This window comes from Anaerolineales bacterium (assembly GCA_003105035.1).
Taxonomy (GTDB): Bacteria; Chloroflexota; Anaerolineae; order Anaerolineales; family UBA4823; genus FEB-25.
Window position 1 is genome coordinate 1 of sequence record PQAL01000039.1, and the last position, 21,540, is coordinate 21,540.

General features: G+C 53.2%; 16 protein-coding genes, 1 tRNA gene and 1 pseudogene. 10 read left to right on the forward strand and 8 right to left on the reverse strand.

The genetic code is table 11. The features are described 5' to 3' along the window. Positions 1-473 (reverse strand): hypothetical protein (locus C3F13_17740; protein ID PWB49934.1); only part of this gene is annotated, 473 nt, incomplete at its 3' end. A gap of 114 nt (positions 474-587) precedes the next feature. Between C3F13_17740 and C3F13_17745 the strand changes: the two are divergent. From C3F13_17745 to C3F13_17770, 6 genes and pseudogenes are all read left to right on the forward strand, one after another. Further along, a pseudogene (locus C3F13_17745) lies at positions 588-3,039 on the forward strand (endonuclease MutS2). Continuing rightward, positions 3,040-4,338, forward strand: a complete 1,299-nt coding sequence (locus tag C3F13_17750) for an MFS transporter (protein ID PWB49935.1) — start codon at positions 3,040-3,042, stop codon at positions 4,336-4,338. It begins immediately after the preceding pseudogene. Positions 4,339-4,570: 232 nt separating this feature from the next. Then, positions 4,571-7,399, forward strand: a complete 2,829-nt coding sequence (locus C3F13_17755; protein PWB49936.1) for a hypothetical protein — start codon at positions 4,571-4,573, stop codon at positions 7,397-7,399. Between the two features lie 752 nt (positions 7,400-8,151). Continuing rightward, on the forward strand, positions 8,152-9,231 hold the full coding sequence (locus C3F13_17760) for a hypothetical protein (protein PWB49937.1): 1,080 nt from the start codon (positions 8,152-8,154) through the stop codon (positions 9,229-9,231). A 3-nt stretch (positions 9,232-9,234) separates the two neighbouring features. After that, positions 9,235-10,512: a hypothetical protein gene (locus C3F13_17765; GenBank protein PWB49938.1), complete on the forward strand. Its 1,278-nt coding sequence runs from the start codon at positions 9,235-9,237 to the stop codon at positions 10,510-10,512. Positions 10,513-10,665: 153 nt separating this feature from the next. Beyond that, positions 10,666-11,070 (forward strand): osmotically inducible protein OsmC, encoded by a 405-nt coding sequence (locus C3F13_17770; GenBank protein ID PWB49939.1) that lies wholly within the window; start codon positions 10,666-10,668, stop codon positions 11,068-11,070. 109 nt (positions 11,071-11,179) lie between these two features. On the opposite strand, the gene C3F13_17775 is transcribed toward C3F13_17770, so the two are convergent. Both C3F13_17775 and C3F13_17780 read right to left on the reverse strand, forming a co-directional pair. Further along, positions 11,180-11,779: a hypothetical protein gene (locus C3F13_17775; protein PWB49940.1), complete on the reverse strand. Its 600-nt coding sequence runs from the start codon at positions 11,777-11,779 to the stop codon at positions 11,180-11,182. A gap of 308 nt (positions 11,780-12,087) precedes the next feature. Then, positions 12,088-12,172: transfer RNA gene (locus C3F13_17780), tRNA-Leu, on the reverse strand. A 135-nt stretch (positions 12,173-12,307) separates the two neighbouring features. Between C3F13_17780 and C3F13_17785 the strand changes: the two genes are divergently transcribed. Continuing rightward, complete coding sequence (locus tag C3F13_17785; GenBank protein PWB49941.1) at positions 12,308-13,372, forward strand: redox-regulated ATPase YchF; 1,065 nt, start codon at positions 12,308-12,310, stop codon at positions 13,370-13,372. 66 nt (positions 13,373-13,438) lie between these two features. After that, complete coding sequence (locus tag C3F13_17790) at positions 13,439-15,220, forward strand: oligoendopeptidase F (GenBank protein ID PWB49942.1); 1,782 nt, start codon at positions 13,439-13,441, stop codon at positions 15,218-15,220. 81 nt (positions 15,221-15,301) lie between these two features. Here the strand turns inward: C3F13_17790 and C3F13_17795 are convergent, their stop codons facing one another. The 5 genes from C3F13_17795 to xpt form a co-directional block, all read right to left on the reverse strand. Then, a complete protein-coding gene (locus tag C3F13_17795) occupies positions 15,302-15,679 on the reverse strand; it encodes a single-stranded DNA-binding protein (protein ID PWB49943.1) in 378 nt (125 codons plus the stop codon). Between the two features lie 62 nt (positions 15,680-15,741). Next, positions 15,742-16,149 carry a DUF4332 domain-containing protein gene (locus C3F13_17800; GenBank protein PWB49949.1) on the reverse strand — a complete coding sequence of 136 codons (408 nt, stop codon included), beginning with the start codon at positions 16,147-16,149 and terminating at the stop codon, positions 15,742-15,744. Positions 16,150-16,165: 16 nt separating this feature from the next. Beyond that, the gene (locus tag C3F13_17805) at positions 16,166-16,372 is read right to left on the reverse strand and encodes a hypothetical protein (GenBank protein ID PWB49944.1); all 207 of its coding nucleotides are present in this window, start codon (positions 16,370-16,372) and stop codon (positions 16,166-16,168) included. A 100-nt stretch (positions 16,373-16,472) separates the two neighbouring features. Beyond that, positions 16,473-18,020, reverse strand: a complete 1,548-nt coding sequence (gene guaA, locus C3F13_17810; GenBank protein PWB49945.1) for a GMP synthase (glutamine-hydrolyzing) — start codon at positions 18,018-18,020, stop codon at positions 16,473-16,475. Then, positions 18,017-18,598 (reverse strand): xanthine phosphoribosyltransferase, encoded by a 582-nt coding sequence (gene xpt, locus C3F13_17815; GenBank protein ID PWB49946.1) that lies wholly within the window; start codon positions 18,596-18,598, stop codon positions 18,017-18,019. The genes guaA and xpt overlap by 4 nt, the downstream gene beginning before the upstream one ends. A 111-nt stretch (positions 18,599-18,709) precedes the next feature. On the opposite strand from xpt, the gene maf reads away from it, so the two are divergent. Further along, positions 18,710-19,402: a septum formation protein Maf gene (maf, locus tag C3F13_17820; protein ID PWB49947.1), complete on the forward strand. Its 693-nt coding sequence runs from the start codon at positions 18,710-18,712 to the stop codon at positions 19,400-19,402. Between the two features lie 40 nt (positions 19,403-19,442). Next, positions 19,443-21,540 (forward strand): hypothetical protein (locus C3F13_17825; protein ID PWB49948.1); only part of this gene is annotated, 2,098 nt, incomplete at its 3' end.

Below are 21,540 nucleotides of genomic sequence, written 5' to 3' on the forward strand. Positions count from 1 at the left end.
TACACATCGGTGGCCTCATCCAGCAGCCCCATGGTATAGACGGTCAGCGAGGAGCCCAGCCCGGGTACCTGGCCACAGTCGGGGATGATGCTGATGCCCGCCTGGCGTGCTTCAGCGTTGAACGCATGCTGCTGCCGGGCAATATCGGTATTCCCGCCTAGATCACACATACTGGCTTTAGCCTTAATTGCCGCCTGGGTGATACCCAGGTTGAAATAATACGGGACTGCACTGACAAACGCATCCACCCCCGTCAGTACTTTTTCGACGGCTGCCAGGTCGGTCGCGTCCACCTGCGTCGCCTCCGCCACATTATTGCCGATCAATTCATTGACCCGCTCAGCCGCGCGTTTGGCTATCTCCAGCTCCCGGTCGGCCAGGATGACTTTTTTTGCCTCGCCCCAACGCGCCATGTCATAAGCTGAAGCAGTGCCTTGCCGGCCTGCACCGATAACTGCATACGTGTATTCCATTTTTACCCTCCGCAGGATTGTCTGAAGCAAATTATAAGATAAAACACACCTCCCCGCATGTTTCTAGTGTGGTACACTCCCAGATTGTCTGATATTTGGGTGAATTGATCGATTATGGATGCTAAAACCTTAATTACCCTTGAGTACCCCAAGGTACTCGAACGCCTGGCAGGATACTGTGCATTTGCTGCGTCTACTGAGGCAGCCTTAAAACTGCAGCCAACTCACCAATATCGAGGAAGCCCAGCGCAGGCTGGCGGAGACCAGCGAAGCGGTTCGCATGCTCGTTACCCGGCCCGACCTCACCATTGGTGGGGCACGCGACGTGCGCCAGGCGGTTGACCTGGCGGCTCACGGAGGTGTGCTGGCCCCTGCCGATTTGCTGGATATCAAATCTACCTTGGTAGCCGCCCGCACGCTGGTGCGCACCTTTGAGCGCCTGGCCGAGCAGTTCCCCACGTTGTACGAGATCGCCACGCAGATCCCCGCCCCAATGGGCCTGGTGGATAGTGTCACGCGTGCTATCTCGGAACGCAGCGAGATCCTGGACAGCGCTTCCGAAGCCCTGGCAGCCATCCGCCGTGACCTGCGCATCGCCCATGACCGGCTGATGACCAAGCTCCAACGCATGGTGTCTGATCCACACACCGCCCCCTATTTACAGGAGGCCTTGATTACCCAGCGTGACGGGCGTTACGTGCTGCCCCTGCGCTCCGAATTCAAAGGACGTATACGGGCGGTGGTACACGACCAGTCTGCCTCCGGGGCAACCCTGTTTGTGGAGCCGCTTAGTGTGGTGGAGCATAACAACGAATTCCGCGAGCTTCAGCTGGCTGAACGAGATGAGGAACGTCGTATCCTGACCGAGCTTTCAAGCCAGGTGGGGATGCAGGCTATCAACATCTTAAAGACGGTTGAACGTGTAGCTGACCTGGACCTGTGCTTTGCCAAGGCGAAATACTCTGACGCCATCTCTGCCACCGAGCCTACCCTACAGCCCATCGGTAAGCCCTCCGGCCGGCACCCGGGGACCATTATCCGCCTGTACCAGGCGCGTCACCCGTTACTCGATCCGGCTACGGTGGTGCCTATTGACGTTGAATTGGATGCTCAAACCTACGCCATGGTGGTCACCGGGCCCAATACGGGCGGCAAGACCGTCACGCTCAAAACGATCGGCCTCCTGGCGCTCATGGCCCAGTCTGGTCTGCACATTCCAGCCCACTCTGGCTCGGAGATCAGCCTGTTCCATAGTATCTATGCGGATATTGGGGACGAACAATCCATTGAGCAATCCCTGTCGACCTTTTCGGGGCATATCACCAACATCATCCGTATCCTCGAGCATGCCGACCGACGTTCGCTGGTCATCCTGGACGAGCTGGGTGCCGGCACTGACCCTCAGGAAGGTGCAGCCCTGGCGCGTGCCCTGCTGACCCACTTGCTCGAGCGCGGCATCACCACCCTGGTCACTACTCATCACCCTGAGCTCAAGGCCTTTGCTCATGCCACACCCGGGGTGGTCAACGCCAGCGTTGAATTTGACCTGGAAACGCTGCGTCCAACCTTCCACCTGACCATTGGATTGCCTGGTCGCTCGAATGCCCTGGCGATCGCCCAACGGCTTGGGATGCCCGACCCGATCATTACCTCGGCACGCTCCGAATTAAGCCCGGCTGACCTGCGAGCGGAGGATTTGCTGGATGAGATTCACCGCCAGCGCGATCTGTCGCGCAAGGCGCGTGCTGCTGCTGAAAATGCCCACCGTGAAGCCGAGGCCATGCGGGTCGAGCTGGCCAAACGCCTGGAAAAGATCGAAGATGAGCGGATGCAGGTGCTGGAAAAAGCCCGACGCCAGGCTGAGGAGCAGGTGGAAGCTGTGGAGGATGATTTGCGTGAGGTACGCCGGCAGCTGGCCCGCACCCGCCAGCCTCTGGAAGTCATTGAGCAGGTGGAAGAAATCGTGGAAGATCTGCAGGATGCGGTGGCAGTACCTGTGGAACGCCGTACGCCCGAAGCCCGCCTCACCCCCCAGCGGCGAGCTATCCGCCTGGGAGATCGGGTACGCCTGCATTCGCTGAACACCCAGGGTGTGGTCACTGCCCTGGGAGAGGAAGAAGCCGAGGTTTCGGTGGGGGTGCTGCGCATCCGCGCTCGCCTGGCAGAGTTGCAGCTAATTGGTGAGGAAACCGGTGCACCTTCCGGATCCACCGGCTTGCCCACTGCCCATGAGTTGATGGCAACCACCCGCTCGAAGTCAACCAGTGAATCAGCCTCCGGATCCGTGCGGCAGGCAGGTAGTCAAATATATGCCGAATCGCCAGGCATCGAGCTCGATTTGCGTGGCCAACGCAGCGAGGAGGCCCTGGATGCGCTTGACCGCTACCTTGACTCGGCCTATCTCGCCGGGCTGCCCTGGGTGCGCATCATCCACGGCAAAGGCACCGGTAAGCTGCGCCAGGCCGTTCGTGAAGCCCTGGGTCAAAACCCACATGTGAAATCCTTCGAGGCGGGTGGGGATAAAGAAGGCGGTGAAGGGGTCACGGTCGCCAAGCTGGCAGGGTAAATGATCGCAAATTTACGCTTGCCTGCCACCTTCCGGGCTTTTCGTCACCGTAACTACCTGCTGTGGTTTGTAGGGCAGGGCATCTCCCTGATCGGCACATGGATGCAGACCATGGCCCAGCAGGTGCTGGTATACCGCCTCACCGGCTCGGCTGCATCGCTGGGCATTATCAGCTTCATTGGACTGATTCCTCTCATCCCTCTTTCCCTGTGGGGAGGCTCCATCACCGATCGCTTCCCCAGGCGCAGCATCCTCCTGGTCACCCAAAGTATTATGCTCCTGCAGGCCTTCCTGCTGGCCTGGCTAACCTGGACTGGAACTGTGCAGATCTGGCAAGTCTATCTCCTGGCTTTCATCCTGGGTGCAGCGATCTCGGTGGACCTGCCTGCCAGGCAGGCATTCACGGTGGATATGGTGGAAGGCAAGGAGGACCTGACCAGCGCGATCGGAATGAATTCTGCCATGTTCAACGGGGCGCGTGCTATCGGGCCTGCTCTAGCTGGGATTTTAGTAGCTACTACCGGTGAAGCCAACGCATTCTTCTTTAATGGACTGACCTTTATTGCCGTACTCATCAGCCTGCTGTTGATGCGCAGTTTGCCGCTTCCGCACCCGATGCCTGATAGTGAGAGTAGTGCATTAAAGCACATGGCCGGTGGGATCAAATTCATCATGCAGCGCCAGACGATCCTGGTGCTGGTCAGCCTGATCGCGGTCAGTGCTTTCCTGTCCATGCCTTACAATACCCTGTTGCCCGTCTTCGCCAGCGACGTGCTGGCCGGCAGCGCACAAGGGGTGATCAACGCCATCTGCGGCTCAAGATTATATGCTATGGGTTGCCAGGCACCTGAAGCGTTGCCTCTCGGCCTGCTCTATACCATGATTGGTGTTGGGGCGGTGGTAGGGGCGCTCATAGTTGCCTCCCTGCCATCCAAGGCTCGGCGCGGGCTGCTCCTCACCCTGGGCAACCTGGCCTTTCCTTTTTTTCTATTGCTGTTCGCCTTTTCTAAGAATTTCGCCTTATCCATGGTGCTCATGCTCTTCATCGGTTTCAGCTTCGTCTGGCAGAATGCCCTGGCCAATACCCTGCTCCAGTTTGTCACCCCCGACGAGCTGCGTGGGCGGGTTATGGGTGTTTATAGTATGACCTTTCAGGCCATGTTCCGCCTGGGCGGCTTGCAGGCCGGGTTGGTGGCCGACTGGCTCAGTGCCTCGATCTCCGTAGCGATCGGTGCTGCGGTCTCGCTGATTTATGGAATCTTTGTCGCTATCCGTTTTCCCAAGTTGCGCGATCTGTAGTCGTTCACCTTCATAAAATAATGAGATATCTTGGGGTATATGCACCCTCAAGGATCGATTCTGCAGGGTCACAGGCGTTGTAGCGTTCTCGTCTGGGATTAAGTTCGTATATAATTAAAACTGTCCTAAAAACCGTAATAGCTTTATCTTGGGTGCCGGGTAGATTGTGAGGCTGATACCTGGCTCGTTTTTTACCCGCTACCTTTTCCTCAAATTTCACGGGAGAAAGCCAATGAGAGTTCGTTTTCTTAGTGCTGTGGTGTTCCTGGTTTTACTGGTAAGTCTGACCGGCAATGCCCGGGCAATCACCCCGCAGGCATTGACCAAACTATCCCTCGTATATGTTGAGCTAAGCACTTCTGATGATATTGCCCGCTTCGCCTCTACACAGCTGCCCATGGTCGCTATATTGGAGGAAGGCTTGCTCTCCACACCTGATAGCTCAGGGTTGCTCGCCCTGGACAAAGCTGGATTGAATTACCAAATATTAGATAGTGACTTGAAGCCAGGCTCATATTACCAGGCACAGACCTTACCCGGCCGTGTATCTCCTGATTATTCGGCGTACGGGCAGATCCTGCTCAACCTGGACGGCAGCGTACTGTTGCTCATGGACCCTTCAAAGCTTGAGACACTGACCCAGGCGGGTGCAGAAGTCCGAGCGATCACCCTTACCCCTAAGCCGCTTCCATCCATCCGAACCGAGCTTGTGTTCCCAGATGCAATTGAGCCAGATCCTCTCATCCAATTGATGATTGATCAGGTATCCACGGACCATATCTACCAGTACGACCAGGGTCTGGCTGGTGAAATCCCGGTATGGGTGGACGGCGCCTGGTATACCATCACCTCCCGTCGCACCGACAGTAACCTGAATATCCAAAAAGCCACCAGCTACTTTGGCCAACATTTGTCAGATCTGGGGATGGAAGTTGAATATCAAGTCTGGAATAACTCAACCAATCCAAATGTGATTGGCGAGATCCAGGGGTTATACAATCCTGAAGATATCTTCATTATTGGAGGGCATATTGACGATGTTCAGAGGGTACCCGCTGGCGCAGACGATAACGCCAGTGGCACAGTTGCCGCCATGATTGCTGCGGATATCCTTTCTCAATTCCAGTGGGGTTGTACTTTACGCTTTGCCGCCTGGACCGGTGAAGAGCAGGGTCTTCTTGGCAGTGATGCTTATGCACACAGGGCCTATCAACGAGGTGAAAATATTCTGGGTTACCTTAACCTGGATATGATTGCATGGAACACCATTAACACTTCGCAAAGCATCTACCTTGGATATGGTTCATCTGTGCCAGGCTCGCTGGATTTAGCAAATCTCTTTAGCGACGTTGTCAACGCTTACCACATTAATTTACAACCAACCATCGGAACAAGATATCTAGTGAGTAGCGACCATGGCTCATTTATAAGTCATGGATATCCAGCCATCCTTGGTATTGAAGGAGAGGATGATTTCAACCCCTATTATCATTCTTCCCAGGATACTTCAACCAACACAAATCGGCCCTATTTCACCGATTTTGTCAGGGCATCCGTTGCCACGTTTGCCCAGATGAGCGGGTGCTTGATTCCCGACCCAGGAACCCTGGACGGGCACGTGACCACAGCTATTGGCGGAAATCCTATTGTCGGTGCTACAGTCACCGCAGATGATGACCAAGGACGCAGCTTTTCTGCTACCACGGATAATACGGGTTATTACAACATCTCCCTTCGGGCTGGTACCTACGCCGTCACAGCCGATGCCTATGGATATGATCCTGTTATCGAAAACAATGTCAACATAACTGCGGATGCCATCACAACTCATAATTATGAATTAATATCTTTGCCAACGTATAGTGTCAGTGGTTACGTGTATGACTCAGCTTATGGTGTTCCCTTATCTGCAGAACTCCAATTTACCGATGCCCCCGTTTTACCCGTCAATACCAACGAAAATGGTTTCTACAACGTCGAGGTGGCTGAAGGTACATGGCATTTGACGGCCTTCTCTCCATCACACAGACCAATCACCCTGGAAGTGGCGGTTCAAACCAATGTTGCCCAGGATTTTAATCTCGGCCCACTGCCCTGCATCCTATTAGTGGATGACGATCGTGATAACCCAAATGTTAGAACCTATTACACTGCTGCCCTGGATAACCTTGGCTATAGCTATGATGTGTGGAATATTTTAACGGTAGGTAACCCTTCAGCGGACAACCTGTTTGGTTATAGGCAAGTGGTGTGGTTCACCGGCTACCCCTTCACAAACACTTTCAACAATGTCAACGAAGAGGCTGTGAAAGAGTACCTGGATCGTGGCGGAAACTTATTTCTATCCAGCCAGAATTACCTGTATGTCATGGGCGTCTCTCCTTTCGCCCAAAACTACCTACACATTGCATCTTTCGTCAATGATGTCAGCCAGACTTCGGTAACTGGGCAGAACGTGTTCGGGGGACTGGGCCCTTATAGCCTGTCTTACCCCTTCAACAATTATTCGGACGTGGTTGTCCCGGATGATTCGGCCAATGTGGCTTTTACGGGAAACAAAGGCAATGCGGCAGTGAGCTATGCAGGGAACACCTTCAATACCGTTTTTCTAGGTTATCCCTTCGAGGCAATCTCTTCGCTGGCCAACCGCTCTTTAGTGCTGGAGCGGGCAGCGGATTTCTTCGGTGGCTGTGAGCCACCAGTCAGCGCTTCCATCAATCCACCTACGCAGCAAAATTACGGTGAACCGGGTACCCAGGTGATCTACGAGTTCGCAGTTACAAACATCGGTGACTATATGGACACATTTACCATGGGATTGAGCGGTGACTGGATAGCATCGCTGCCGGCAGGAGACAGCACTGGTCCGCTAGCCTCGGGTGAGAGCCTATTGGTTACTGTTATCGTGTCGGTGCCAGAAGATGCTTTACCAGGTAGCGGTGATCGGACGATCCTATCGGTATCATCCACCCTGGATCCGGACATTATGATTTCAGCGAAGATGGTTACTATTGCAGGCAGTCCCCCTTATTATTATCTATTCCCTTGGATTTCACGTTAATTTATTTTATAACACACATGCCTTGTAAAAGGTGACACGAATCATAATGTGTTTGCTTTCTTATTAATTAACTTATTATCAATTTTTATATTTATATATAGTAGTATTCGTAGTACATGTGGATATGTGGATAAGGTGTTTTCTTAAGCAGGTAACCCCCAGATGTAGGGGATATTGACCGCATAACAAGCATATATTGTCATTTTTGATTGTTTTTGTCTCCCCGTTTGTGATGTACGAGTCTGTGGATAATATTTAATCAATTTTCTATCCCACACAAACACTATAAGAACTGGCATACAGACAGCTCCTTACACCATATATGGGTAGACGTGGTTTTAGAAAAATTGGATCATTCAAGACTTATCCACAATTTATCCGAGTTATCCACAATATTTCTTGAGTTATCCACAGTTTATTTGGTGAAAATAGTAAGATTTTCTACAACATTCAGGGTGAGCAGAAGTTTTGAGATATTCGATAAACTGCCTGTCTACGGAAAGTGGATGGAAAATCCTTTGATTCCATTCGTGAGAGCGTCACCAATTCCTCGGATGGCACTACATCCAGATAATGTAAGGGAAAGGAAAACAAGCAGATAGATACGGTGAGAGAGTTTTCTCAGCATGGCTCCTCCTAGCATGGTTATATCTATCATAACCGAATATAGCAAAAATGGACCATCCCGTTGACAGGCCTGATACATTAGATTATTATCTAATTAGATATATATCTAATATCGAAAACCGTTGATGAATAAAATGGAATTTAACCAAAAGCCCTCCATCAGGTGGAGCCTGGGAACATCTTACGACCTGTTTGCCAGCCTGCATGTGCTCCATCATCCTGACAGATTTGGATTACGCCCAGCCTGGGCTGCGGGCGTCAGGTCGAGGCTATCGGCACCTCAGAGATCCATCCTGGAAGATTCCCAGATCCTATTTTTCAATAGCCCCATTGCTTGGATTTCTAGCCTGCCTGAGCCAAAGAATGCATCAACTGCCATACGCTTCTTATCCCGGGTAAAACCATCAGAGCTGCTACCGTTCCTGTCCTACCATTCTGATCTTCCTTCATCTGTGTTGGGCATGTTGAACAGGGTTCGTTCATCAGAATCCTGGACGCAAAATGAGCTGGAACAGCTCCAGTCTTATTTCAGGCAAAAAAATGACCCTGTTTCATCGGACAAATTAGTGACCATTCTCAAGGGGTGGGCGAGCTCTGCTGAATTTGGGGAGCGCTACGTGGAAGCGCTCCAATCCTATATGGAAGTTTTCTTTGCTGAGGAGGAGCGGCGTATCAGCCCTTACCTGCAGCAGGCGCTGGATACTGCCAGGGTGAAGGCCGCAGATTTGGATTTCTCCAGCCTCATGGTTGAGCTTTCGCAGGGTGTCAAGATTGCTGCCTTTGAAGAGGCAGACCTGGTGAGCTTTGCTCCTTCTTATTGGATTACCCCTCTGGTGATGTATGACTCGATTGAGCTTCAAAAATGGACTGTGCTGTTCGGGGCACGTCCGTCAGATGTGTCATTGGTGCCAGGAGAGGTGGTTCCCGACGCCATGTTGCGAACGCTCAAAGCACTATCTGATCCTACCCGCCTGTTGGTTTTGCATTACCTCCATGATCAGCCCGCCACGCCAACCCAGCTGGCCAGGAAACTGCGCTTGAGGGCACCCACGGTGGTTCACCACTTAAACGCCCTGCGACTGGCGGGTTTGGTATACATCTCCATGGAATTTGAGGAAGAGAAGCGCTACACTGTGAGATCTGCGGCGCTGGCGGAGACTTTCGAGAACCTTGCACGATTTATTTCTGACTCGGGTGAGCAGTAAAGTATGATTGCCAGTTTAGGTCGGAGCGTGAAAGATTATGGCAAGCACGTGGTGGCTTTCAGGCCGAATGCGCGTTTGTACCTGACTTTTGCCATTATTACCGGTATCGCCATCGGGATTTACCGGCTGATCTTTAATTTCTATCTGCTCAGTCTGGGTTATGACGCCCGGCTGATGGGCTACCTGACCACCACCACAAGCCTGACCGCCTTATTCTTTGCCCTGCCCATGGGCTACATGGCAGATATCTTGGGCAGGAAAACTTCCTTGCTGATCTCGGCGGGCATGATGAGCCTATCGATCGGTTTGATGGTCATATGGCCGGTGCCTTCGGTTTTTTATGCAATGAATGTATTGGGTGGGATCGCCCAAAGCCTAGCTGCAGTGACCATGAGCCCCTTCCTGATGGAAAACAGCAGCGAGTATGAACGGACATATCTATTCAGTTTTGGCCAGGGAATCCAGATGGTGGCCGCTTCGGTGGGCAACTGGATCGGAGGTTACCTGCCCACCTGGGTGGCGAATGCGCGCGGGGTGGATGCACTCAGCAGCCAGGCCTATGGTGGCTCGATCCTGGTGGTATCCATCGCTTTGGCAATTGGCATCATCCCGCTTATCCTAATTAAGATGCCACGCCTCGGTCATTCGGAGCGCACCGTGTTTGCCCCGATATCCTATGCTGCCAAGTACCCTGTGAAACTGACCAAGCTTATCCTGCCCATGCTGATCACTTCCATTGGAGCGGGCCTGATCATGCCGTTCATGAACGTGTTCTTCAGGGAGCAATACGGCCAGTCGGATCCGGTGATCGGCGTCTTGATGGCCTGGGGCTCGTTAGCCATGGGAATAGGCTTGCTGGTAGCACCGCCGTTAGCTGATCGCATGGGTAAGATCCAGCTGGTGGTCATCACCCAGGGTTTATCCATACCCTTCCTGATCTTGCTGGGATTTTCACCCCTATTTTGGCTGAGTGCGTTTGCTTATTACATCCGGGTAGCCCTGATGAATATGAGCAGCCCGGTCTACCAGACATTCGTGATGGAAAAAGTGGATGCCTCGTCCAGGGCAATGGTGGCCAGCCTGGTGAGCATGGCCTGGAATTTCGGCTGGGTGATCAGCCCGATGATCAGCGGGAGCCTGCAGGTAAAGTATGGGTTTGGCCCACCATTTTTAGGCACCATCATCCTGTACACCATCTCGGTGTTCCTCTACTGGTACTTCTGGTGGCACAAGGGCGAGGCAAGCCCGCCTGCCGTGGCTGAAGCACCACCAGAGCAATAATTATCAATATCGAAATTTGCAAGGGTCTCTTCTGAGTCTGATCTTAGCAGTTGAATAGGTTATTAGCTAGTGTAGCATATCGGTAACTTTTATGCAGTTCATGCATCCAAAACGAAGTACCAAGAGAAATCATTGATAAGGAGAAAATATTACATGGAGATGATGGTTGATTTTCCGGGTGGCGATAGGGTGGATGCTCATTTTGGCCCTTACACGGTGATGACCGACCAATCCGGCCCACACGGCGAGCCTGGCCTAGCGCCTAGCCCATTTTCATTGTTCCTGGCATCCATTGCAACCTGTGCAGGAATTTACGTTCTGGGCTTTTGTCGGCAACGTAACTTGCCGACCGAGGGCTTAAAGATTATTCAGCGTTCCGACCGCAACCCCCTGACCGGTATGGTTGAGAATGTAGTGCTGGAGATCCAAACCCCACCCGGGTTCCCTGAGAAATACCTGCCTTCCCTCATTCGCTCAGCGGAGTTGTGCGCAGTGAAGAAGCACATTGAGAATCCACCGGCATTCAAGGTAGTGACGAAGGCTGCCGTGCCTGTTTAGAACTTTGCGATCTTATAGTTAACGATCAACCCCACCTGTTTATCCAAGGGTGGGGTTGTTGTTTTCATTGGGGCCGAAGGCGGGAATCGAATCTACATTCCGTACTTGGTTAGGATGGTTGGACGGTTTCGGATGAAAAGCTGCGCGGCGAATCTGGTTTGACCAACCCACGGGAGAGAATAATGCCAGTAAACCCGGTATAGAAAAGAGCTACTACAACGATGGATAAAATTCCGGAGATGTTAATTAAATCGGTGATCAGGACCACCAGGATACCCAAAGCCAATCCTCCGGCTGTGGCAAGCAGGAAAAGCGATGCCCTGGAAAGTATGGGCCGCAATAAATACCACTGGGGCAGGCCAATTAATAAACCCCCCAATAAATAGCCGGTGGTTATCGAAAGTGGCGATTCATCATCAACAAACGGAAGCCAACCAATAGGTAAGTCGCGAAAAACCAGTACAGCAGCGAGTAATCCAATCGGGAATGACAGAATCCACAGCCATGAGACGGGGCCTAAGCGGCGTAAGGCAAGCCATTGGGGGATACTGATCGGCAGAGCAATCATCAAAGTGGATGCGAATATATTGTGGAGTGGTGTCAATCGTGGCACTACCAATGAGGCAAGGCCTAATAATATAAATCCTCCCAGGTTAGCTAACATCCAAAGTAAAAAAGGTTTCTCCAAGAAATTTACTTTTTGAGCCATGATTTCACCTCCACTTATGGTGGACTAAAAGGAAATTGAGGAACACCGAGATTGGCAAACAAGCAGCTATGCAAGATATCTTTATTTATCGCCCAGTGTGATTTATTCAGAATTAATTCATTATAATGATAAAAGCAATCAATGACGCACAAGTTGAAACGATCATATGCCTGTTTTTATCCTGCATAAAATATACACAGAACCTCAAAAATCAAGGCTTGGTAGGGTTAGGGAGGGTGTTTATACACCCAAAAACCAATATTATTTAAACAAAATCACCCAGGATTTATCATCAAGGGTGTTTTTTCAGGTGCCGAAGGAGGGAATCGAACCCTCATTCCTTTCGGAACACGATTTTGAGTCGTGCGCGTCTGCCTATTCCGCCACTTCGGCTGGAATGCAAATTATACCCGATATGAAAACGAAAGTTGAGGGGTTTTCTCCACCACCCGCCCATGCGGGTATAATCGCTGTACAACTGCTTGGCAATAGTGGTCATCGCCACTTAGCTGGCGGAGGAGTACCTGCATGCGACTAGGAATCATAGGTCTTCCCCAATCCGGTAAAACGACCGTTTTCAACGCCCTCACCCGCGGCCATCAGCCCATCACCACCAGTGGCGGTAGGTTTGATGTGCATACCGGTGTAGTGGACGTCCCCGATGTGCGCATCGATCGCTTATCGGCTATGTTCAAGCCCAAAAAGACCATCTACGCCAAGGTGACCTATGCCGATATTGCCGGGCTGGAAGGCAGCCAGAGCGCCATCTCAGGCCAGATTCTCAACCTGCTGACCCAGATGGATGGCCTGTTGCACGTGGTGCGCTGTTTTGAGGACGCCAACGTCCCGCACCCGGCTGGCAGCGTGAACCCGCTGCGCGATATTGTCACCATGGACGCCGAGCTACTGTTAAACGACATGATCACCGTGGAGCGCAAGCTTGAACGCCTGGCCGAGGAACGCAAAAAGGGTGGGGGGCGCGAGCGTTCTGTCATTGAGCGCGAGATTGTGTTATTCGAGCGTTTTAAGGATACTTTGTCACGCGAGATCCCCTTGCGCGAGATCGACCTGACCTCTGAGGATGAAAAAGCACTGGCGGGTTTTGGCTTTCTCACCCGTAAACCCCTGCTGGTACTGCTCAACCTGTACGAAGGCCAGGAGATACCCCCTGTCGAGTACCCCCACACCCACGCCAGCCTTGTGGCTTTGCAGGGTATACTGGAAATGGAACTTGCCCAGCTGGCCCCCGAGGATGCCGAGGTTTTCATGGCGGAATACGGCATCAGCGAGCTCGGGCTGGCACGCGTGATCCGCGTGTCGTATGACCTGCTCGGGTTGATCTCTTTCTTTACCGTGGGTGCTGACGAAGTGCGTGCCTGGACCTTGCGGCGTGGCCTCTCGGCTTACGAAGCGGCAGGGGAGATTCACAGCGACCTGCAGAAGGGCTTTATCCGCGCTGAGGTCATCTCCTATGATGAGCTGCTGGCGCTGGGCGGTTTGAATGAAGCCAAGGCCAAGGGTCGCCTGCGCCTTGAAGGCAAGGAATACCTGGTACATGATGGCGAGATCGTGCACATCCGCTTTAATGTTTAACCAGGTTACCAGCACCAAATCGACTTACTTGAATTTCAATGAACACTTATACTGAAATCTAAATATATGGAGCCTATGAAGACATACACGCAATCCCCATGGAGTTTATCCGACCTGTTTCCAGCCCACGACTCTCCGGAGATGAAAGCCGGTTTTGACGAGCTGGACGAAAAAGTACTTGAATTCGAAGCCCTGCGCCTTAGCCTGGCCCCTGGTATGACCGTGGAAGCATTCCTCGAGGCGGTTCGCCTGCTTGAAGCCATTACCCGCCTGGCTTACCGCATCTCTGGCTATGCCTCGCTCAGCTTCTCAGCAGACACCCAAGACCAGGTGATCCAGGCATTCATGGCCAGTGTAGATAGCCGCCTGGCGGTGCTAAATAACCGCACGTTATTTTTCAGCCTGTGGTGGAAGGCCTTGGACGACCCTGCTGCCGAACGACTGATGGCTGCCAGCGGTGATTATCGCTACTGGTTGGAGGAGATGCGCCATTTCAAGCCGCATACTCTTTCAGAAGCTGAAGAAAAAATCATCAATATCAAGGATGTCACCGGCGCCAGGGCCATCGCCAATCTCTACGACACCCTCACCAATCGCTACGTCTTCCACCTGCAGGTGGACGGCGAGACAAAAGAGCTTAGTCGTGAAGAACTATCGGTCTATGTACGCAGCTCAGATCCGGCATTGCGTGCTGCAGCCTATCAGGAGCTCTACCGGGTGTACGGCCAGGATGGAGCTATTCTCGGCCAGATGTATCAGGCATTGGTGCGCGACTGGCGTAATGAGAACGTGGATATGCGCCATTTCTCCACTCCCATTGCCGTGCGTAACCTTGGAAACGACGTCCCCGATGATGTCGTCGACACCCTTTTAGATGTTTGCCAGGATAATATCCCGCTATTCCAGCGGTTCTTTCGCCTGAAGGCGCGCTGGCTGGGGATGGAACAGCTACGTCGCTATGATATATACGCTCCGGTGACCAAAACCGATAAAACATATGATTTTAATCAGGCTGCCAACATGGTCTTCGATGCCTTCCGCGACTTTGAGCCACGCCTGGAAGAACTGGCTCGCCGGGTGCTTGAGCAGGCTCACCTGGATAGCGAGATACGGCGGGGCAAATCCAGCGGGGCTTTCTGTGCTACGCTGGCACCGGATATCACCCCCTGGGTATTCGTGAATTACACGGGAAAGCCTAATGATATAGCTACCCTGGCCCATGAGCTTGGCCACGCCATCCATGCCCAGCTCGCGGCTGATCACACCTTATTCACCTTTCATTCCTCCTTGCCATTAGCTGAGACCGCTTCCACATTTGGTGAAATGATGCTGGTGGACAGCTTGCTGGCCTCTGAAAGCGATGCCTCGGTGCGCCAGGCATTGCTCTTCCGCCAGGTCGATGATGCCTACGCCACGGTCATGCGGCAGGCACAATTTGCGCTGTTTGAACGCCAGGCGCATGATATGGTGCAGCACGGTGCGACCAACGACGAGCTATCCGCAGCTTATCTGGAGAACTTGCGTACCCAGTTTGGCAATGCGGTTGAGGTGAGTGATGAATTCCGCTGGGAGTGGGTTTCCATCCCGCATATCTACCAGACACCGTTCTATGTGTATGCCTATACGTTCGGGCAGCTGTTGGTCTTATCGCTCTACCAACAATATAAGAAAGAGGGGAGTACCTTCAAACCGCGCTACCTGAAATTGCTCTCCTCGGGTGGCTCGAAGTCGCCCGATAAAATCCTGACGGATGCCGGCATCAATATGCACAGCCGTAGCTTCTGGCAGGGAGGGTTTGACGTTATTCAGGGGCTGATCGAACAATTAGAAGCCATCCCGGTAAAATAACGCACCTAGGATGCATCAGGGATTTGGAGTGAGAATCCACTCCAAATCCCTGTCAGCTCCACTGTATCTGATCAAAGTCATTTACTCTTCGTCGGTTAGTTCATCTCCTTCCACCGACGGCAGGTCCTCTGCTTTGCGGTCCAGCATCTGCATCTGGGTTGCGACCACCCGCGTGAAATAGCGGGTCTCGCCCTCGTGGTCGTAACGGTCGGTGCGCAGCTGTCCTTCCAGGAAGACCAGCCGGCCTTTATGCAGGTATTGTTTGCATATCTCACCCAGATGGCCCCAGGTTTCCACGTTGAACCAATCTGTGGTTTCCTTGTCTTCACCGGCAGTGTTCTTCCACCGGCGACTGACGGCGAGGCTGAACGTGCAGACCTTTTTCCCACTGGGTGTGAAGCGCACCTCGGGATCTTTACCAAGGCGCCCGATTAATTGGATCCGATTGAGAAATGGCATATTACCCTCCAGGGGATGGTGAATTACCTCACCTTGAAGTGGAATTCTGTGTGGGTGCCAGTTTAATATGTGATGACGCGTGGAAGCTTCTTGGCTTGCTCAATCCAATCTGCCACCTGAGATTCAACCGGCAGCTTGCGCACCAGCTTTTTGACCTGGTTCACTTCCACAATCTTTTGGATCAGGTTGGCTGCTTTCCGTTGGGCCAGTTCGGGGACGGTATCCACACCGGCAGCTTCCAGAAGCTCGGAGTACTCTGACCCAACACCTTTAATGCGATAGAGATCCACATGGTTGACCCATTTGAGGATCTGGGCATCGCCGATGCCGGTTTTTTCAGCCAGATCATTGCGTCCCTTGGGGGTTGAGCCGGCTTTAAGCAGTGCCTCCGTCGTTTTTATACCAGCTTTGTGTAGTTTATCCGTATACTTGCTTCCAATTCCTTCGACATCAATTATTTTAGCCATTATTTTCTCCTTTTTGGGTTTATTTCTTTCCACCTAACAAGCCACCGAGACTTTTGGTGAGATCATCCGGGATGGCACCACCGCCTACCATGACTGCATCAAGCTGCCCGGCCATGCTTGGGGGTAATTTCTGTTTCAAGAAGTTCAGCACCGTATCGACTGCGATTTTTGCCTTATCGTTGGGTAGCCCTGTCTTTTGGGATACTAATTTAATCAGTCCATCCATCTTATTCCTCCTAGTTCAACCCATGTGAATGACCGGTACCCTACCCTGGAATAATTATAACCTTGATTGAAAATACGCCGAAACCCCCTGGCCTAGCCACTCATTCCCATTCAATGGTGGCTGGTGGCTTGCTGGTGATATCATACACCACCCGGTTAACTCCGGGTACTTCATTGACAATCCGGTTGGCTACCCAGGCTAACAGGTCATGGGGTAGGCGAGCCCAATCAGCGGTCATAAAATCATCGGTGGTGACCGCCCGCAGCGCCACTACTTCCTGGTAGGTGCGATTATCCCCCATGACACCCACCGACTGCACAGGCAGCAGCACGGCGAAGGATTGGGCGGTACCTTCATTTTCTGCCATGCGTAGCATGCCGGCTGCACTCAGCTCATTGGTAAAGATCGCATCCGCCTGGCGCAGGCGATCCAGGCGCTCAGGGGTGACTTCACCCAGGCAGCGCACCGCCAGCCCAGGCCCGGGGAACGGCTGCCGCCACACCAGCTCATGGGGCAGTCCCAGAGCTTCCCCGACTTGGCGCACTTCATCCTTAAAAAGATAGCGTAGTGGTTCAACCAGTTGAAAATGCATGTTCGCGGGCAAGCCACCCACGTTGTGGTGGCTCTTGATTCGGGCTGCCTGGGCCCGGTCGGGTGCGCTTGATTCGACCACGTCGGGGTAAATTGTCCCTTGCACTAGAAAGTGCGGCATGCCCAGCTGCTGTGCCTGGGCCTCGAAAACGCGGATGAATTTCTCGCCAATGATGCGCCGCTTCTGCTCGGGGTCACGGATGCCTTTCAGGGAAGCCATGAAATCATCCATGGCATCTACAGTAACCAGCTCTGACCCCATCGTCTCTCGAAAGACCTTCACCACCTGGTTGGCTTCCCCCAGGCGCAGCAGACCGTTATCCACAAAGATAGCCACCAGCTGATCGCCAATGGCACGGTGGACCAGGGTGGTTGCCACGCTGGAATCCACCCCTCCGCTTACCGCAGATAATACCCGCTGGCTACCAACCTGCGCCTGGATGCGTTGGATGGACTGTTTAATGATGGATTCGGCGGTCCATTCCGCCCGTGCCCCGCAGATATCTGCTGCGAAGGAGCGCAGGATCTCGCTGCCACCCTGGGTGTGGCGTACTTCTGGATGGAACTGGACACCGTAGTATCGCCTGGACAAATCTCCAATGGCAGCATAGGGTGAGTTACTGCTGCGGGCCAGGGTTTCAAAACCCACCGGCACTTTCTCGATCCGATCACCGTGAGACATCCACACCGCCCGCTTGCCCTCCCCTAATAATGGATTGCTGCGCGTGGTCTCGATTTCAGCCAGTCCATACTCGCGCCGGGTGGAAGCTGCCACCCGGCCTCCCAGAGCCAGGGTAAGAGCCTGCATCCCGTAGCAGATCCCCAGGATGGGCAGCTGGCTTTCTAAGACATATGCCGGAATGGATGGCGCTGCTGCTTCATATACAGAGGCAGGCCCGCCGGATAAAATAAACCCCCTTGGCTTGAGGTCCATCACCTTTTCTGGGGTTGTATTCCAGGGGAATAGCTCACAGTAAACATGCGCTTCACGCACCCTCCGGGCGATCAGCTGGGAGTACTGTGAGCCGAAGTCAAGGATGGCAATTGCGTCCATCATTCCTCATCCAGGGTGAATCTGATCCGGTCTCCATCCATCGATACGATCTGCACCAGCGCTTCGACGGGGATACCGAGTGAAGCCAGGGTCTCCCTGCCACCCTCGAAGGTTTTTTCGATCAGTGCGCCGATCCCCACAATGGTCGCCCCGGCGGTTTGGGCCAGTCGCACCAGTCCCAGAATGGTGGCGCCGGTCGCCAGGAAGTCATCGATGATCAGCACGCGCTCTCCCACCCCCAGGTATTCAGGTGAAACGATCAGCTCGACCATGCGACCCTTGGTATGTGATGGGCTGAGGGTGAGGAAGACCTGGTCTGGCATGGTGATGGGTTTGCTTTTTCGGGCGTAAACCACAGGCAGACCCAGGTGATAGGCGGTGGAGACTGCCGGAGCGATGCCGGAAATTTCAGCTGTGAGCACTTTGGTTGCTCCAATATTCCTAAACCTGGTTGCCAGCTCCTTTCCACAGGCATCCATCAATATCGGGTCGACCTGGTGGTTGATGAAGCCATCCACTTTTAAAATCCCATTGCCCAGGTTTCTTCCTTCCGCGATGATTCTGTTTTTTAATTCATCCATGAACAGCTCCTGGTGTTTAAATCAATATTAAGATGCGTTCATTTTACAACCGCTTGATGGAAAGAACCAGTGTAGGGTGTTAGAATCGCCGGGTACGATCCTGGGATAAATGTGAACATACACCTATATCTGGCCTCTAATTCTCCACGCCGTAAGGAGCTGATTAGCCTTGTAAAATGGGAGTATAATCACCTGCCTGTTGAGGTCGATGAAAATCCGTTGCCTGGCGAAGGTGGTAGTGATTATGTAGCCCGCATTGCGAATGCCAAGGCACAATCTGCTCGCCACCTGGCCCGCGGCAACAGCCTGGTTATTGCTGCCGATACGGCTGTCTTGGGCTCTGGAACCGATGGAAAGATGGTTATTTACGGAAAGCCGAAAGATGCCCAGGATGCAAAAGACATGCTGCGAGCCCTGCGTGGTCGCTCACACCAGGTGATGACTGCCGTTACGGTCCTGCGTACACAGGATGGGATGTTGGTGAGTGATCGATGCACAACCGATGTACCCATGCGAGCGTATGGAGATGCCGAGATTGAGGCGTATGTATCCGGCGGAGATCCGCTGGATAAAGCGGGAGCCTATGCCATCCAGCACGCTGGTTTTCACCCGGTGGAGAACCTGGCGGGTTGTTACGCCAATGTGATGGGGTTACCCTTATGCCACCTGGCCCGCGCACTCAAAAAATTCAACGTCCGCCCCCAGCTTGATGTTCCATCAGCCTGCCAGGCAGGGCTTGGGTATAATTGCCATGTTTACCACGAAATATTGAGCGAAGGAAATCAGGAAAGACTTCCAGCGTGACGGCTGTTGGAAATTCCTTGAAACATAAAAGTATCCAGAGATGAAACATCGTTTATTGATCCTTGTTATCGCTGCCCTGCTCCTGTTTGGATGCAGCCAAACTGCTTCACCCACCCCGACCTCGCCTGTGACCGCACAGGCTACTGTAACACTACCCGGTCCACAGGTTGATACCACCACGGTGCCTGACCCCAAGCAGACCGCCCAGGTCTATCTAGACCATTGGAAAGCTGAAGAATACCCCGAGATGTATGCCCTGCTGACCAGCGTCAGCCAGGAAGCCATCAGTGAAGAGGAGTTCACCAAGCGCTATACGGATTTGGCCAACGAAGCTGCTCTAAGCAGCTGGGATTATGAAATCCTATCCTCGCTAAAGAACCCTGAAAGCGGCCAGGTTGGATATAAGGTTCTCATGCACAGCGTGCTCGTCGGCGATTTTGACCGCAGCACGATGATGAACCTGACCCTGGAAGGTGGCGAATGGCGCATCCAGTGGGATGATTCGTTGATCCTGCCCGAGCTGCGCGGCGGGAATAAGCTCTATATGGATTATCGCATCCCTTCGCGGGGCAACATCTACTCCAGCGACGGGCGCGCCCTGGTCGCTCAGGCCGACGCGGTAGCCATTGGTCTGGATACTGCGACGGTTGACCCGGAGCAGGAGGATGCGTTGCTGGGAGAGATTTACCGGCTGACCGGTGTGCACCCCGACACGCTTTCGGGCATGATTGAAGCCTGGCGACCCTACGGGTATTACCTGCCCGTCGCCGATATATCCATAGAAGCCCTTGGCTCGCGTGAAGCCGTGTTGGCGGGCTATTCAGGGGTTATCCTGTCGCCGTTCCGCACGCGTTATTATTTTGAAGATGGCATTTCCTCCCATGTGTTGGGATTTATGAGCTCCATCCAGCCAGAGGAAGTGGATTATTACAAGCGCCAGGGGTATCGCGTGGATGAGCGGGTGGGTCGCGATGGCCTTGAGCTGTATGCTGAAAAACCGCTTGCCGGCACACGCGGAGGGGCATTATATGTCGTCGACCCCAACAATACCATTGTTACCCAGCTGGCCGCCACCGATGCACAGCCCGCTGAGGCAGTCTATACCACCCTGGATTATGACCTGCAGCTAGGCTTGCAGCGCAGCAATGCCCTCAGCGAAGGTATGCAGGGTGCGATCGTGGTCATGGAGCGCGACACAGGCCGCGTCCTGGCCATGTTGTCTTCACCCGATTTCAACCCCAACCTGTTTGAGCCAGCCAACTTTAATTACAGCTACCAGATCAATGACCTGTATGATGCATCCACACCTTTGCTGAACCGCGCCACCCAGGGCCAGTACCCGCTTGGCTCAGTTTTCAAGATCATTACCATGGCTGCAGCTTTGGAGAGCGGGTTGTATACCAAGGATTCTGAATACGACTGTGGCTACTTTTTTACCGAACTGCAGGGCATGCAACCCAACGACTGGACTTATGATCACTATCTAGATGATGGCAAGACCCAACCCAGTGGCCTGCTGACCCTGCCCCAAGGGTTAATGCGCTCATGCAATCCCTGGTTTTGGCACATTGGGCTGGATTTTTACAATCGCGGCATGTATACCGCCATTTCTGACATGGCACGCGCCTTTGGCCTGGGCAGCCCAACCGGTATCGAGATTGGTGACGCAGCCGGGCAGATCCCTGATCCGCAAAGTGCGGTGGATGCGGTAAACCTGGCCATTGCCCAGGGCAACACCCAGGTGACTCCCCTCCAGGTGGCGGATTTCATCGCCGCAGTCGGTAACGGTGGGACGCTATACACGCCCCAGGTGATTGACCGCATCGTGCCGGTGGATGGTGACCCGACGTATGTCTTTTCGCCCACGATTCGGGGCACTCTACCAATCTCACCCACCAACCTGTCCATCATCCAGGACGCGATGATCACTGTAGTGATGGACCCACGCGGCACAGCCTACCGCACCAGCTCGTATGGGATCAACAGCTTTGTGAGCTCCACCGGTATCCCTGTAGCTGCCAAGACAGGCACCGCTGAATCAGGCTCTGGTGATCCGCATGCCTGGTTCGCTGGTTATACCTTTGCCGGCCTTGAAAATCGCCCCGATCTTGCCATCGCCGTTCTGGTACAGAATGGTG